The sequence below is a fragment of the Streptomyces sp. NPDC050263 genome (assembly GCF_040655955.1).
Lineage (GTDB): Bacteria > Actinomycetota > Actinomycetes > Streptomycetales > Streptomycetaceae > Streptomyces.
This window is the reverse complement of record NZ_JBFAKW010000003.1, coordinates 12,554-25,923: the sequence shown is the minus strand read 5'-3', so window position 1 is coordinate 25,923 and position 13,370 is coordinate 12,554. Positions and strand designations below refer to the sequence as shown.

Annotated in this window: 14 protein-coding genes; 11 read left to right on the top strand and 3 right to left on the bottom strand. The window is 69.8% G+C overall.

The window, feature by feature from the left end; all coding sequences use genetic code 11:
- The first annotated feature begins 5 nt into the window (after positions 1 to 5).
- Positions 6 to 1,349, top strand: a complete 1,344-nt coding sequence (locus AB0J04_RS01800; protein ID WP_363166383.1) for a hypothetical protein — start codon at positions 6 to 8, stop codon at positions 1,347 to 1,349.
- A gap of 174 nt (positions 1,350 to 1,523) precedes the next feature.
- Here AB0J04_RS01800 and AB0J04_RS01795 read toward each other — a convergent pair whose 3' ends face one another.
- Positions 1,524 to 2,063 carry a GNAT family N-acetyltransferase gene (locus tag AB0J04_RS01795; protein WP_363166382.1) on the bottom strand — a complete coding sequence of 180 codons (540 nt, stop codon included), beginning with the start codon at positions 2,061 to 2,063 and terminating at the stop codon, positions 1,524 to 1,526.
- Positions 2,064 to 2,875: 812 nt separating this feature from the next.
- Between AB0J04_RS01795 and AB0J04_RS01790 the strand changes: the two genes are divergently transcribed.
- The 5 genes from AB0J04_RS01790 (at position 2,876) to AB0J04_RS01770 (ending at position 7,426) form a co-directional block, all read left to right on the top strand.
- Entirely contained in the window at positions 2,876 to 3,889 is a 1,014-nt protein-coding gene (locus AB0J04_RS01790) for a helix-turn-helix domain-containing protein (RefSeq protein ID WP_363166381.1), read from the top strand.
- A 111-nt stretch (positions 3,890 to 4,000) separates the two neighbouring features.
- A complete protein-coding gene (locus AB0J04_RS01785) occupies positions 4,001 to 4,621 on the top strand; it encodes a hypothetical protein (RefSeq protein WP_363166380.1) in 621 nt (206 codons plus the stop codon).
- A 590-nt stretch (positions 4,622 to 5,211) separates the two neighbouring features.
- On the top strand, positions 5,212 to 6,279 hold the full coding sequence (locus tag AB0J04_RS01780; RefSeq protein ID WP_363166379.1) for an aromatic ring-hydroxylating dioxygenase subunit alpha: 1,068 nt from the start codon (positions 5,212 to 5,214) through the stop codon (positions 6,277 to 6,279).
- Complete coding sequence (locus AB0J04_RS01775) at positions 6,276 to 6,491, top strand: hypothetical protein (RefSeq protein ID WP_363166378.1); 216 nt, start codon at positions 6,276 to 6,278, stop codon at positions 6,489 to 6,491. The genes AB0J04_RS01780 and AB0J04_RS01775 overlap by 4 nt, the downstream gene beginning before the upstream one ends.
- On the top strand, positions 6,488 to 7,426 hold the full coding sequence (locus tag AB0J04_RS01770; RefSeq protein ID WP_363166377.1) for a PDR/VanB family oxidoreductase: 939 nt from the start codon (positions 6,488 to 6,490) through the stop codon (positions 7,424 to 7,426). The genes AB0J04_RS01775 and AB0J04_RS01770 overlap by 4 nt, the downstream gene beginning before the upstream one ends.
- On the opposite strand, the gene AB0J04_RS01765 is transcribed toward AB0J04_RS01770, so the two are convergent.
- Positions 7,341 to 8,192: an IclR family transcriptional regulator C-terminal domain-containing protein gene (locus AB0J04_RS01765; RefSeq protein WP_363166376.1), complete on the bottom strand. Its 852-nt coding sequence runs from the start codon at positions 8,190 to 8,192 to the stop codon at positions 7,341 to 7,343. The two genes, AB0J04_RS01770 and AB0J04_RS01765, sit on opposite strands and share 86 nt — an antisense overlap.
- 147 nt (positions 8,193 to 8,339) lie before the next feature.
- Here AB0J04_RS01765 and AB0J04_RS01760 point away from each other — a divergent pair, with 147 nt between their 5' ends.
- The 4 genes from AB0J04_RS01760 to AB0J04_RS01745 are packed head-to-tail and all read left to right on the top strand — an operon-like array spanning position 8,340 to position 11,699.
- Complete coding sequence (locus AB0J04_RS01760) at positions 8,340 to 9,311, top strand: ABC transporter substrate-binding protein (protein WP_363166375.1); 972 nt, start codon at positions 8,340 to 8,342, stop codon at positions 9,309 to 9,311.
- A complete protein-coding gene (locus AB0J04_RS01755) occupies positions 9,308 to 10,081 on the top strand; it encodes an ABC transporter permease (RefSeq protein WP_363166374.1) in 774 nt (257 codons plus the stop codon). The genes AB0J04_RS01760 and AB0J04_RS01755 overlap by 4 nt, the downstream gene beginning before the upstream one ends.
- Complete coding sequence (locus AB0J04_RS01750; protein WP_363166373.1) at positions 10,078 to 10,857, top strand: ABC transporter permease; 780 nt, start codon at positions 10,078 to 10,080, stop codon at positions 10,855 to 10,857. The genes AB0J04_RS01755 and AB0J04_RS01750 overlap by 4 nt, the downstream gene beginning before the upstream one ends.
- Positions 10,858 to 10,886: 29 nt before the next feature.
- Positions 10,887 to 11,699 (top strand): ABC transporter ATP-binding protein, encoded by an 813-nt coding sequence (locus AB0J04_RS01745; RefSeq protein WP_363166372.1) that lies wholly within the window; start codon positions 10,887 to 10,889, stop codon positions 11,697 to 11,699.
- A 97-nt stretch (positions 11,700 to 11,796) separates the two neighbouring features.
- Here AB0J04_RS01745 and AB0J04_RS01740 read toward each other — a convergent pair whose 3' ends face one another.
- On the bottom strand, positions 11,797 to 12,465 hold the full coding sequence (locus tag AB0J04_RS01740; RefSeq protein WP_363166371.1) for a hypothetical protein: 669 nt from the start codon (positions 12,463 to 12,465) through the stop codon (positions 11,797 to 11,799).
- 244 nt (positions 12,466 to 12,709) lie between these two features.
- Between AB0J04_RS01740 and AB0J04_RS01735 the strand changes: the two genes are divergently transcribed.
- On the top strand, positions 12,710 to 13,363 hold the full coding sequence (locus AB0J04_RS01735) for a helix-turn-helix transcriptional regulator (protein ID WP_363166370.1): 654 nt from the start codon (positions 12,710 to 12,712) through the stop codon (positions 13,361 to 13,363).
- Positions 13,364 to 13,370 lie beyond the last annotated feature (7 nt).

Genomic DNA, 13,370 nt, shown 5'->3' with positions numbered 1-13,370 from the left:
CATCTGTGAGCCGGACCCCCGCCGTGCCGACCAGGGCCGCCGGTCGACGCCGGTCGGTCGCCGTGCCGGTCGTGGCAACGCTGCTGGCCGCCGTCCTCACGGCGTGCGGCGACGCAGGCGACCGGTCGGCGGACACCGTCGTGCCGACGCGGCCGTCGCTGTCCACTTCGCCGGACACCGCCTCGACTGCGACGGCCACGACCGCGTCACCGGCCGTCTCCGGCTCCCCGTCCGCGTCGCCGAAGGCCTCGGCCGGATCGTCGTCCCCCTCGGCGCGAGCGAGCGGTCCCACCGCGACGCGCGGAGCCGGCGGCGCCTCAGGCGGCCGCGGATCCGGCGGCAGCAGCGGAGGCGGATCCGGCGACCGTGCCACGCCCGGGACGAAAGCTCCCGGCGCCCCCGCTGCGCCCAGGCCCCCGACCTCCGCCGCGCTGTCCTCCGCCCTGCTGACGACCGGTCAACTGCCCTCCGGTTACGTGAAGACCGTGCTGCAGAACGATCCCCCCACCCGCTCCGACCGTCCCGACTGCCTCGATGCGCTCAACTCCCTGGAGTCCTACCGCAGCACCCGCGCCGGCGCGGTCGAGGCCAGGGTCACCTTCGCGCAGAGCCAGAGCGGGCCGTTCCTCCAGGAGGTCGTGCGGTGGCTGCCGGGCGCCGGTGCACGCCAGGACCTTCGGCAGGCGGCGGCCGTGCTGTCGGGGTGCGCCGAGTTCGCCATCGGCTGGAGCGACGGCATGACCGGCACGGAGCGTGTGGTGGCGCACGGTTCTGCGGGCATCGGGGACGCCTCGTGGCACGCCACGGTCACCGCGACCACCGGGACGTTCACCGTGCAGGAGACGCTGGTCCTGGCGGTCGTGGGGAAGACCCTGGTCGTCCTCAGCGAGGCGGGCAGCCCCACGGGGCCCTCCCGCTCGCGAACCGTCACCCTCGCCCGCACCGCGACGGCCCGCGTTCACCGCATGCCGGCCGACAACACGGTGTTGCTCCTGCCGGCGGCGGCAAACCGCGGCCCCGAGGTCTTCACCGACCCCGACCGCTACGACATCACCCGCACCGGCGGCCCCGACCGTCTCTCCTTCGCCGCCGGCCTCCACCACTGCCTCGGCGCCCCGCCGGCCCGCCTGGAGGCCGAGACGGCCCTGCAGCGCTCTGGCGAGTCGCGCGCGCTCAGCTACGTCCGCGGGGTGTGGTCCAGTGCCTCGGAAGCGGTCGGCACGACCAGGGCGCTGGGCTCCCGGCACGACGCGTACGAGGTTCTCGCTGCCCAGCGCGACCGTATCGAGACGACGGCCTGGCGCGGAGAGCGGGGCCGCACCGCCTGCGGGTACTGCGGGCGCGTCTGAACTTCGCCGAGCTCGCGGGCGGCCCGCTGCACCACACCGGCGAACGGCAGACCGCCGAAGAGGCAGGCATCTCCCGGACGACATTGCGGGCCGTCCACGACATCGTCCTCAAGCCGCAGGGCTGGATGCGCCGGTTGCGGGTCGGTCATGGCCGGGAGGGCCCGACCCGGTACTTCAACCCGCCGCCGTCTCGTTTTCGGACCGCTCGGTCCCCCCCGTCCATGGCGGGAGGTCGCGCTGGTACCAAGTGCCGGACTTGCCGCCGAGATCGGCCGGGGCGGCAGGGCCAACCGAGACGAACCCGGCCTTGGCCAAGACTTTCTGGGACGCGGCGTTGTCGTGCGAGGTGGCCGCCCGCAGTGTGAGCAGGCCGTGCATCGCTGTCGCCATCCGGCACAGCTCCCGGACGGTCGCGGTCGCCACGCCGCGGCCGGCGACCCGCTCCGCGACCCGGTAGCCGAGTCTGGCAGTGCCGTCCTCCAAGTCGTACAGGTTGAACCTGCCGAGTACCGAGCCGTCCTCGGCGACGAGCACGTAGAAGGCGCAGATGCCGGCCTCCTGCTCGGCCAGCGAGGCGTTGTACCGGTCGGTGAACCGGTCGAAGAAGTCGTCGCCGCGGTCGGAGATCGAGGCGGCGAAGTAGGTGCGGTTCGCCAGCTCGAAGGCCAGGACCGCCGGGGCGTGGCCGGCATGCAGCCGCTGCAGCTCGGGCATTGCCCGACTCTACCCAGATCGTGCGCTGAGGCCATCTGAGTTTCCGACCAGTGGCAGACAGCCCCAAGACCAGGGCACATAACGATCTACGGCTGGAGTAGAACCCCAGCAGGAGTTCGTTGTGGTGGAGCCGGCCGGCCTCGCGGACTTCGTGCGATGCCGTCTGCCTGAGCCACACGCCCAGACAGCCGCGGTCGCCGAGTTCGTCTCGGGCCCGAACGATCACCCTGTGTACCGAGCCCGGCCCAGGGCTCCTGCCCTGCAAAGCGTGGACGTCACGATCGTGGAAGGAGGTCTCCCCCTCGATACCCCTGGCGCCATCCAGGCCATGGGGACCCTCAGCCGGCTTGAAGGAATCAGCTGACCACCCTGGGCGACGTGAGGACGGCTCAGTGCGTCTTGCAGTGTGGCCACTGATAAGTCGTCGATGGCCGATCTGAAAGGTTGTCGCCCAAACGACCCGGCACAACGGCAAGGCCGCCATCCTGCTGGAGATCGGGTACCACCGGAACGGGCAGAGCGAACCCCCGCAAGCGCATCGAAGTCTTCGGCGCCGGAAAATTCGGCCGCGTCCACCAGTTGCTCTTCGATACCGTCGCCAGCCCCGAGAAGCCGGCTGAGCAGCGCCGGTTTCTCGAAACCACGCGTGGCGAACCTGCTGATCGAAACGACCGCAGCAGCGTGGGACCGTACCGTGTCCCTCTGGCACGAGATGGTCAACGGGTCGTTTCGCGCCCGTTCTCAGCGGCGCTGAGCGAACATGGCCGACGATCGCCTGGTCACCCAGCTTCCGTCATCCCCAAAATGGCGTGGTGTCCGAGCCGTCCGGAAAGGCCGCAGACGCATCGGTGTCGCTGTCGAGCGGAGGACTCCCCACGCCTGACCGTTTTCCCTGGTATGCCGACGTCGTAGGGCGAAACATCGCCCCCTACTCGCTCACCAGCGCACACGCCCACAACTTCCGGGCGCACATTCAGGCGGTCAACCTTGGCGAGGTACAGGTCACGACCTTCTCTTTCTCCCCTCTCGCGGCTCAGCGCACGTCGAGGCACATTCGGCGCGCGGATCCCGAGACCTACCAACTGGCGCTGGTGCACGGGAGTCCGATGCGGGTGAGCCAGCGACGCCAGGAAACCGTGATACACACCGGCAGCCTGGTCCTCTTCGACACCTCGTACCCGATGGCTTCAGACATCCCCGACGAGGGCGGTGTCGGAAGGGCGACGTTGTTGCGGTTGCCGAAAAGCTTGTTGCCCCTGCCGGCCCAGAAGGCCGACAGTCTGCTGTCTCGGCGTCTGACTCCACAAGGGGTGACGGGACGTCTGTTGTGTCAGTACCTGGAGACCGTCGTCGGCGGCGCCGCAGAAATGCACCCGGCCGGGAGTTACCGCCTGGGAACGATCGCGGTGGACCTGGCCGCCATGTTTCTGTCCGAGCATCTCGACGCCGAGCACCTGCTGCCGTCCGAAACCCGCCGACAGGTTCTGTCGACCCGGATTCACGCCTTCATCGAAGATCACCTCGCCGACCTCGATCTGAGGCCGCTACAGATCGCCGCGCATCACAACATCTCCGTTCGGTTCCTCCACCTGCTGTTCAGTGCGGAGTCGGAGACGGTCGCGGCGACCATCCGGCGGCGTCGCCTGGAACGCTGCCGTGCCGATCTCGCCGACCCGCGACTCAGCGGACGGCCTATCAGTGCCATCGCCGCACGATGGGGCCTGCTGGTGCCGGCCGAATTCAGCCGAGCGTTCCGCAGGGCCTACGGCATGACTCCGCGAGAATTCCGACACGAAGTCGCTCGACAGGCGAAGTCTGCACTGTAGGACAAGCAATCTCGCACGGAAGCACAACTCCTTCCCGCATCCCCAAAGCACGATTGGGTCCCTGCGATCCGCAGGGAACAAAGAGACCGGGAAAAGCAAAGGAGACCTTCCATGCTGGGTAGAAGACTTCTCGTTGTCGTGGCGGCCTTGGGCATGATGGGCTTACCGCTCGCCGGCAACGCCACCGCGCATCCGTCGTCGGCCGGAGAACCGGTCGTCGTTTCCTCCGAACCGGGCAAGAACACCACTGGCCCGGTGAAGCCCCGGCACGTGACGGCACCCCCCAAACAGATCTCCCCGGCCGCCGCACAGAGGATCAAGGAGGGAGCGACGCCGAAGAACACCACCGGGCTGATCGCCGGAGCCGACGAATGGACCACTCCCTGGGTCACCTGGAGTCCCGACGGACTCGTCAGCCAGGTCCGTATGCACGTGTACCTCGACTACGGCTCCGATGGGCTGCTCCATGACTGGGCGTGGGGCGAGGCGTACCTGTACCACGAGAGCGACGAGGTCTACGTCGACATTTCGACCACCGCCGGCAACGGGCACTGGCCCTGGCAGGCGTACCGAGGCGACACCTGGACCGGCGGTTCCCGCTGGACCACCCAGCACACCCACTACAACGGTCCGGGGTACTGGGTACGCGTCTGCGGAGCGAGCTTCGGCTACGGGGACCCCTGGGGCAACCCTCAGTGGGGCTGGAACATCAATTGCACAGCCTGGAACTGACACGGGTGCACGCCACCCTCGAGACGTACCAGCGAGCGGAATCCGTCGTCGCGGGGAGCACTGTCCCGACTTCCTCGTGGCGGTCAAGAACGGCGGTTCGCCCCCGCGGACGCGGGGGTGAACCGCGGATTCCCGCGTCATGTGGGGGGTCTGGGCTCTGAGACCAGGTCCGGCGGAGGACTTCCCTGTCCGCGTTTCGGAAGGTGACGCAGTGGCGTCGGCGGGTGATGGCTCCGGTGTCGTTGCTCATGGTCTCCCTGGTCGAGTCGTACGTGGTCAGGTGGAGCCGGCCTTCGGAGGACGCTCGGAAGCGCGGCTGCGCGGGCGCCGTTCTGTGCTGGAACTTGTCTCGGTCAGGCTCTTCGGCGGGGGCCGGATCTCCCTCCTGGACCTCGCCTGCGGCAGGGTTTTCGGGCTGCCTGTGGCCGACGTAGACAGTCCGCGGCGCAACAGTCGATACTTCCCACAGGCGAGCACCCGCCCTGAGCAGGCAGTTTCCCAAGCCCCTTCCGTGAGGCGGAAGAGGTATTGCGGTGCCGCGACGCCCTTCCGGACGATGTCGCCATCACCCAACGACGGGAGCCGCAGCCATGCCGCACACGACCGCCTTCGCCAGGAACCAGTGGTACGTCGCCGCCTACAGCCACGAGGTCGGGCGCGAGGAACTGCTCGGCCGGACGATTCTCGGTGAGCCGCTCGTCTTCTACCGGACCGAGGAGGACGGGACGCCCGTCGCGCTGCACGACCGCTGTGTGCACCGCCGGTTCCCGCTCTCCGAGAGCCGGCTCGACGGCGACCGCATCGTGTGCGGCTACCACGGCTTCACGTACGACACGACCGGCGCGTGCGTGTACGTGCCGGGGCAGAAACGCATCCCGCGCACCGCCCGGGTCACCGCCTACCCGGTCGTCGAGCAGGACGCCCTGGTGTGGGTGTGGATAGGCGACCCGGCCCTCGCCGACCCGCAGACCATCCCGCGCGCCCGGCACCTCGACTCCCCCGGCTGGACGACCGTCCGCGGCATGGAGCCCATCGACGCCGACTACGGTCTGCTCGTCGACAACCTCCTCGACCTCTCCCACGAGACCTACCTGCACGGCGGCTACATCGGCACCCCGGAGGTCGCGGAGACGCCGATCACCACCGAGGTCGACGAGGGCGCCGGCATCGTGCGGGTGAGCCGGCACATGGACGACGCCGAGTGCCCGCCCTTCTACGCGAGGTCCACCGGCATCGAGGGCCGCATCACCCGCTGGCAGGACATCGAGTACCACGCGCCCTGCCTCTACCTGCTGCACAGCCGCATCGCACCGGTGGGAGTGCTGCCCGAGGCCGACGGCAGCGACCCGAACGGCTTCCACACCGAGATCACGTACGCCATCACACCGTCCGACGACGGCAAGGTGTACGACTTCTGGATGGTCTCGCGGGACTGGGCGACGGACGACGACGAGGTCACCGAGTTCCTGCGGGGCAACAACCACACGGTCGTCATGCAGGACGTCGACGCCCTCAACCTCCTTCAGCGGACCCTCGGTTCGGAGCGGGCCGGCTACCAGGAGCTGAGCATCAACATCGACACCGGCGGCCTGGCCGCCCGCCGCATCCTCGCCCGGCTGGTGGAGCAGGGCGACAAGCCGATGGAGCAGGTCAGTTGAGCTCCCCGACGGGCGAGATCTACCGCGTCGACTGGCTGCCGGGCACCGATGTCCTGCACGGCACCTGTCACTGCGGCGCCGAGCACGCCTCACAGGACCCGATCGAGATGTGGGAGTGGATGCTCGGCCACCCCGAAGGACACGAGCCGCAAGCACACGAGCCGCAGGAAACCGAACCGCGAGGAACCGAACCGCGAGGAAGCACGCCATGAGCGACGTGTACGAAGACGAACTCGTCGTCGACCGAAGGGAGTTCGCGGCGAACGGCGTGCTCGCCCTCACGCTGCGCCATCCGCTGGGCGAGCCGCTTCCGGCCTGGGAACCGGGCGCCCACATCGACGTCGTGCTCGGCCCGGGTCTGGAGCGGCAGTACTCGCTGTGCGGCGATCCGGCCGACCGCGCCGTCTGGCGGATCGCGGTGCTGCGCGAGCCCGCCGGGCGGGGCGGCTCCGCGCATGTGCACGAGCAGGTGCGGCAGGGTGACAAAGTCCGGGTGCGCGGCCCGCGCAACCACTTCGCGCTGCGTCCGGCGCCCGGCTACCGCTTCGTCGCGGGCGGCATCGGGATCACCCCGATGCTGCCGATGCTCGCGGCGGCCGAGGCCGCGGGCGCCGAGTGGAGCCTGCTCTACGGCGGCCGCACCCGCGCATCCATGGCGTTCACCGAGGAGCTGGCGGGCTACGGCGACCGGGTCACGGTGGCCCCGCAGGACGAGACCGGCCTGCTCGACCTCGGTTCCGTGCTCGGCACAATGCCCGAGGGGACCCTCGTCTACTGCTGCGGCCCCGGGCCGCTGCTGGACGCCGTCGAGGAGCGCTGTCCGGCCGGTGCGCTGCATGTCGAGCGGTTCCAGGCCAAGGAGCAACCGGCGGGCGAGGACGGCGAGTTCGAGGTCGAGCTCGCGCAGAGCGGCCACACCCTGACGGTCGCGCCGGGCGTCTCCGTACTGGACACCGTGCGCGCGGCCGGTGTCGAGGTGCTCTACTCCTGCGCGGAGGGCACCTGCGGCACCTGTGAGACGGATGTGCTGGAGGGCGAGCCGGAGCACCGGGACTCCGTCCTCAGCCCGGAGGAGCGGGAGGCCGGGGAGACGATGATGATCTGTGTGTCCCGGTGTCGGGGGAAGAAGCTCGTGCTGGATCTGTGACCCGTAGATCGGCCTCGATCCGTGCCACGGCCGTCAGCAGTGGCGGGAGCAGCTCCCGGCGGACCGAGGCCGCCGAGGTCCGGCCGGCGTGGACGGCTATGTTCACGCCGGCCACCACCGTGCCGTCCCGGCCGCGCACCGGGGCGCCCACCGACCGCAGCCCCTCTTCCAACTCCTGGTCGACGAGGGCGTATCCCTGCCGTCGTACCCGTGCCAGTTCCGCCCGCAGAGCGTCCGCAGCGACGAGCGTGCGCGCGGTGAGCGGGCGCAACTCCGTGCGGGCGAGCCGGACTTCGAGCTCGGCTTCCGGCAGTGCGGCGAGCATGACCCGGCCCACCGAGGTGACGTGCGCGGGGAAGCGGGTGCCGACGGTGATGACCGCGGACATGATCCGGGCGGTCGGCACCCTGGCCACGTAGACGATGTCGTCGCCGTCGAGGACGCACAGCGACGACGACTCCTTGACCTGCGCGACGAGTCGCTCCAGGTGCGGTTCGGCGACCTGAGGGAGCGTCAGGCCCGCCAGGTAGGCGTAGCCGAGTTCCAGCACGCGCGGGGTGAGCCGGAACAGCCGTCCGTCGCTGCGCACATAGCCCAGATCGGCGAGGGTGAGCAGGAGGCGTCGGGCGGCCGCCCTGGTCAGGCCGCAGGCGCGGGCCACCTCGCTGAGCGTGCGTTCGGGATGCTCGGCGTCGAAGGAGCGGATGACCGCGAGACCCCGCTCGAAGGACCTCACGAAGTGCGGTTCTCGGGCCGCGCCGGACATGCCGCCCTCCCAACTGTCAACAATTTCGTCAGCCAAGCCCATTGACCCCGTCGGACGGCGGGCTCTACGTTCCCTGCACGCCAATTGAGCACTACTGTGCGGTGTGCGCACAGCCTGTCGGAACCCGTTGTCTGCACAGGAGGAGCCTTGCGTCGTCTGCTCGCCGGTCTCGCGACCGGCACCATCCTGCTCGTCACGGCGGCCTGTGGCTCGTCCGACGACTCCGGTACGTCCACCGGGAGTTCGTCGTCCACAGGCGTCACGACCGTCAAACTCGGCCTCATCCCCATCGTCGACGTGGCGCCCGTCTATCTGGGCGTGAAACAGGGCTTCTACGAGAAGCACGGCCTGAAACTGTCGATCACCACGGCGCAGGGCGGCGCGGCCATCGTGCCCGGAGTCGTCAGCGGCCAGTTCCAGTTCGGGTTCAGCAACATGACCTCGCTCATGGTCGCCCAGTCCAACAGCGTTCCCGTGCAGACCGTTTCGAACGGCATCGCGTCAACGGGCGTCCAGGGCAAGGACTTCGGGGCGATCACGGTGAAGAAGGACAGCCCGATCAAGTCCGCGAAGGACCTGGAGGGCAAGAAGGTCGCCATCAACACCCTGAAGAACATCAACGAGACCGCGGTGCGCGAGTCCGTGCGCAAGGCGGGCGGCGACCCCGACAAGGTGGACTTCGTCGAGCTGGCCTTCGACCAGATGGCCGCCGCCCTGGACAGCGGACAGATCGACGCCGCGATGGTGGTCGAGCCGGCGCTCGCCACCGTCAAGAGCCAGGGCGGCGTGGAGATCGCCTCGCCGCTGGTGGACGTGGCGCCCGACCTCACCGTCGCCATGTACTTCACCTCCACGCAGTACGCGCAGAAGAACCCTGACGTGGTCAAGAAGTTCCAGGAGGCCACCGCCGAGTCCCTCGCCTACGCCGACTCCCACCCCGACGAGGTCCGGCAGATCGTCACCACGTACACCAAGATCCCGGCGTCGGTGCTGGCGCAGGTGACCCTGCCCAAGTGGCCCGCCGAGGCCAACCGTTCGTCGATCGAGGCGCTGGAGAAGCTGGGCGAGCGGGACAAGCTCTTCAAGTCGACCCCGGACCTGGACAAGCTGCTGCCGTGAAGGGAGCTAACCTCGCACTCGGTGGGACCGGGCTCGCGGCCTTCCTCGCCCTGGGCGAGGCGGTGCCGCGGCTCGGCCTGGTCAAAGAGGCCTACTTCCCGCCCACGACCCGGATCGCCGGCGCCCTCGGCGACGAACTCGCCGACTCCGCCTTCTGGACCGCGCTCGGCGACACCCTCACCGGCTGGGCGCTGGGCCTGGCGATAGCGGTGTGCGCCGGGATCGTGACGGGCGTGCTCGTCTCGGTCGTCCCCCATCTCCGCGAGGCGACGGCCTCGACCATCGAGTTCCTGCGCCCGATCCCGTCGGTCGCCCTGATCCCCCTCGCGGTGCTGCTGTACGGCACCGAACTCCGCTCGGTCCTCCTGCTGGTCGTCTACGCCTCCTTCTGGCAGGTACTGATCCAGGTCCTGTACGGCGTCCAGGACGTCGACCCGGTCGCCGAGGAGACCGCCCGCTCCTACGGGCTCGGCCCCTGGGCGCGCGTCCGGTACGTGCTGTGGCCGACCGCGCTGCCGTACGTCATGACCGGCGTGCGGCTTGCGGCGGCCGTCGCGCTGATCCTGACCATCACCACCGAACTGGTCATCGGCGCACCGGGGTTGGGCGCGCGCATCGCCGTCGCGCAGACCTCGCAGGCCGTGCCCGAGATGTACGCGCTGGTCGTCGTCACCGGGGTGCTCGGGCTGCTGATCAACGTGGGCGCCCGGACGGTGGAGCGGCGGGCGCTGGCCTGGCATCAGTCGGTGCGCCAGGAGGTGGCGGTGTGAGGCGGTTCCTGCTGTGGCTGCTGTACACGCTCGGCCTGCCGGCCGTCCTGGTCACGACGTGGTGGCTGGCGTCCGACGGCAGCACGGACGTGTACTGGCCACCGCTGCGCGCGATCCTCAAGGCGTTTCCCGACGTGTGGACGGGCGAGCGGCTGCGCACCGACGTCCGGCCGAGCGTGCTGCGACTCGTCAGCGGTTACGCAACAGCGGCCGTCGTCGGGATCGCGCTGGGCACGGTCATCGGCTCCTACCGGCGGGTGCGGGCGGTGTGCGAGCCGGTCCTGGAGTTCCTGCGGGCGGTGCCGCCGCCCGTCCTGGTGCCGATCATCATGCTGTTCGCGGGCATCGGCGACACCATGAAGGTCGTCGTGATCGCGAGCGGCTGTGTGTGGCCGGTCCTGCTGAACACGGTCGAGGGCGTGCGGGCGGTGGACCCGGTGATGGCGGAGACGGCCCGCAGTTACGGCATCACGGGCGTCGCCCGGCTGCGCGACGTGGTCCTGCCCGCGGCGAGCCCGCAGATCTTCGCGGGTCTGCGCCAGGCACTGTCGATCGGGATCATCCTGATGGTCATCAGCGAGATGTTCGCCGCGAGCAACGGGCTCGGCTTCACCGTCGTGCAGTTCCAACGGGGCTTCGCCATCCCCGACATGTGGACCGGGATCCTGGTGCTCGGTCTGCTGGGCTTCGTGCTGTCGGTGCTCTTCCAGGTCGTCGAGCGTCGGGTGCTCGGCTGGTACCACGGTCTGCGCGCATCCACCCGGCGGTCCTCATGACCGACGTGTCCCCCGCGAAAGGGCGGTCCATGCTCGACGTACGCGGCTTGCGGAAGGTCTACGAAGGCTCCGGACGCCGGGTCGAGGCGGTGCGCGACCTGACCTTCACGGTCGAGGCGGGCGAACTCGTGTGCCTGGTGGGCCCGTCGGGCTGCGGCAAGACGACTTTGCTGAAGTGCATGGCCGGGCTGCTCGAGCCGTCCGGCGGCGAAGTGCTCCTGGCGGGACAGCCGGTGACCGGACCGCCGCCGGGCATGGCGTTCGTCTTCCAGGAGTACGGGCGCAGCCTCTTCCCCTGGATGCGGGTCGGCGAGAACGTGGAACTCCCTTTGAAGCAGAAGGGGTTGTCGAAGTCGCGGCGGCGGGAGCTGGTCGCCGACGCCCTGGAGTCGGTCGGACTGGCGGACGCGGCCACCGCGTATCCGTGGCAGTTGTCGGGCGGCATGCAGCAGCGGGTGGCGATCGCCCGGGCTCTCGCCTACGAACCCCGAGTCCTGCTGATGGACGAGCCGTTCGCGGCGGTGGACGCACAGACCCGGGCCGACCTGGAGGACCTCGTGCGGGGCCTGTGGCGGCAGCGCGGGATCACCGTCCTGTTCGTCACGCACGACATCGACGAGGCGGTCTACCTCGGCGAGCGGGTCGTCGTCCTGTCCGCCTCGCCGACGGTCGTCCAGGAGCAGCTGAAGGTCGATCTGCCGCTGGAGCGCGACCAGTTGCACACCCGGGTGGCCCCGCGGTTCGCCGAACTGCGCACCCATGTCTACGAGCAGATCCAGGCCGCGAAGCGGGGCGCTCCCGTGGACCGCTTCACGAAGACGGACGCGCCTGCGCCGCGCTGAGAAGCGGATGCACGGGGCGGGCGCAGGGGACGAGTCGCCGACCGGGCGCCGTCGGCGACCTGAACGCCGACGGTGCCCGGTCAGCCCACGGGGGCCGTCAGACCTCGGGGGCCGGGACCACGCTGAGGTGGCTCGCGGTGCGCCGCGCGGGGCGCGTTCTGCGCGGCGCGAGCGCCGGCCGGTTGTCGCGCAGGACCATGGTCAGCCGGGTGTACCCCATGTCCTGAAGGGTCCTGGGCGTGTCGCCCACGATGCGGCACTCGGTGACGCCCCAGCGCGGGTCCGGGTGCAGCAGGGAGCGGACCGCCCCGTCGTGCTCGACGGCCCCCTCGCCGACCGCGCGGATCCAGTGCGGCAGCCCGTGCCGGTAGGCGGCCTCCATGATCGGGTCCTGCGCGATGTCGCGACGAATCGCCTGCAGCCCGTGATCGTGGCCGTTGCGCTCCACCGCCGCCGCGAAACCGGCGAGCATCGGCAGACACCAGCCGGCCTCGTGGTCGCCGAGCACCGAGGACGCTTCGGGATGGAAGAGGACGAACCGCAGGAAGTTCTCACCCGGCAGAGCCGTCGGATGCGGGCCGACGTCGCGGAAAAGTGACGCGAAAGCGGTGTTGGAAAGCACCACGTCCCAGCGGTGGTCGAGGACCACGGACGGGAAGGGGACGGCTTCCAGATATGTGGCGTAGTCCTGGAGATACGCCTGGGCCTCGAGACTCTCGGGGACGGGCCGCGGTACGGACCGCTGCCCTCCTGCCTGATATGCCATCGGGAGGTCACCCCTCTTGCCTATGCGGCCTTCACGCGGCGCCCCGATCCTGCTGCCCGGACGCTTCGCATGTCAACTATCGTGGCATTCCATGCTCGTTGACGGCTGGAATTGGCCACAGTTGTGGCGAGACCTGGATGTGAGTTCGAAATAACCGCTACTCTCCACGCAGTTCACGGCGACCGTCTGTACGGTGAGCGTGTGCCTGTGTGAGAGGGACGTGAGAGACCTAGGAGACCTGACGGTGTCGGAGGATGGCTTCGAGGTTCCGGGCGCCACGGCGACGGTGCTGCTGTCGGCCGTCGTCGCCCGTGTCGCCACGCTGGCCGACCGGCTCGGCGTACCGCACGCGGAGGTCTTCGGCACCGGGCGGCTGTCCGTCGCCTCCGGTGTCCCGGAGTCCGTGGTCAAGGCCCTGCTGAGCGGCCGCGCCGCCGGCGAACCCGATGTGCAGGCCCGCTTCCTCCAGCGCCTCGACCTGTTGCGCCGTACCCGGCTCAAGCCGAACGGCCGCAAGTACACCCAGCAGGAGATCGCCGACGGCGCCGGCATGTCGCGCCAGCAGGCGGGCGCCCTCATCAACGGCGACCGGCGCCCCACGATGGAGCACTGCGACGCCCTCCAGCGGTTCTTCCGCGTGCACGCGGGCTTCCTGACGGCCGAGGACCCGGAGGCGCTCGCGGGGGCCCTCCAGCACACCGAGCAGGAGCTGTTGCAAAAGCTCGCCGCACGCGAGGCGGCCGCGGCCGCCGAGGACCCGCTGGAGCGGCTGCTCCAGGACCACGGCGTCCGCGGGATCGCGTGGCGGGCCGCGCAACTGCCCACCGACCAGCACCGCGACAAGGTCGCCGAGTGGCTGGACATGCTGCTGGAGAGCGTGAAGCGGCCCGAGTCGTGATCCGGGG

Coding starts and splice junctions, on each gene's coding strand:
- AB0J04_RS01785 (WP_363166380.1), top strand. CDS start 4,001: ATGCTGGGTAGAAGACTTCTCGTTGTCGTGGCGGCCTTGGGCATGATG.
- AB0J04_RS01770 (WP_363166377.1), top strand. CDS start 6,488: ATGAGCGACGTGTACGAAGACGAACTCGTCGTCGACCGAAGGGAGTTC.
- AB0J04_RS01740 (WP_363166371.1), bottom strand. CDS start 12,465: ATGGCATATCAGGCAGGAGGGCAGCGGTCCGTACCGCGGCCCGTCCCC.
- AB0J04_RS01795 (WP_363166382.1), bottom strand. CDS start 2,063: ATGCCCGAGCTGCAGCGGCTGCATGCCGGCCACGCCCCGGCGGTCCTG.
- AB0J04_RS01765 (WP_363166376.1), bottom strand. CDS start 8,192: ATGTCCGGCGCGGCCCGAGAACCGCACTTCGTGAGGTCCTTCGAGCGG.
- AB0J04_RS01745 (WP_363166372.1), top strand. CDS start 10,887: ATGCTCGACGTACGCGGCTTGCGGAAGGTCTACGAAGGCTCCGGACGC.
- AB0J04_RS01780 (WP_363166379.1), top strand. CDS start 5,212: ATGCCGCACACGACCGCCTTCGCCAGGAACCAGTGGTACGTCGCCGCC.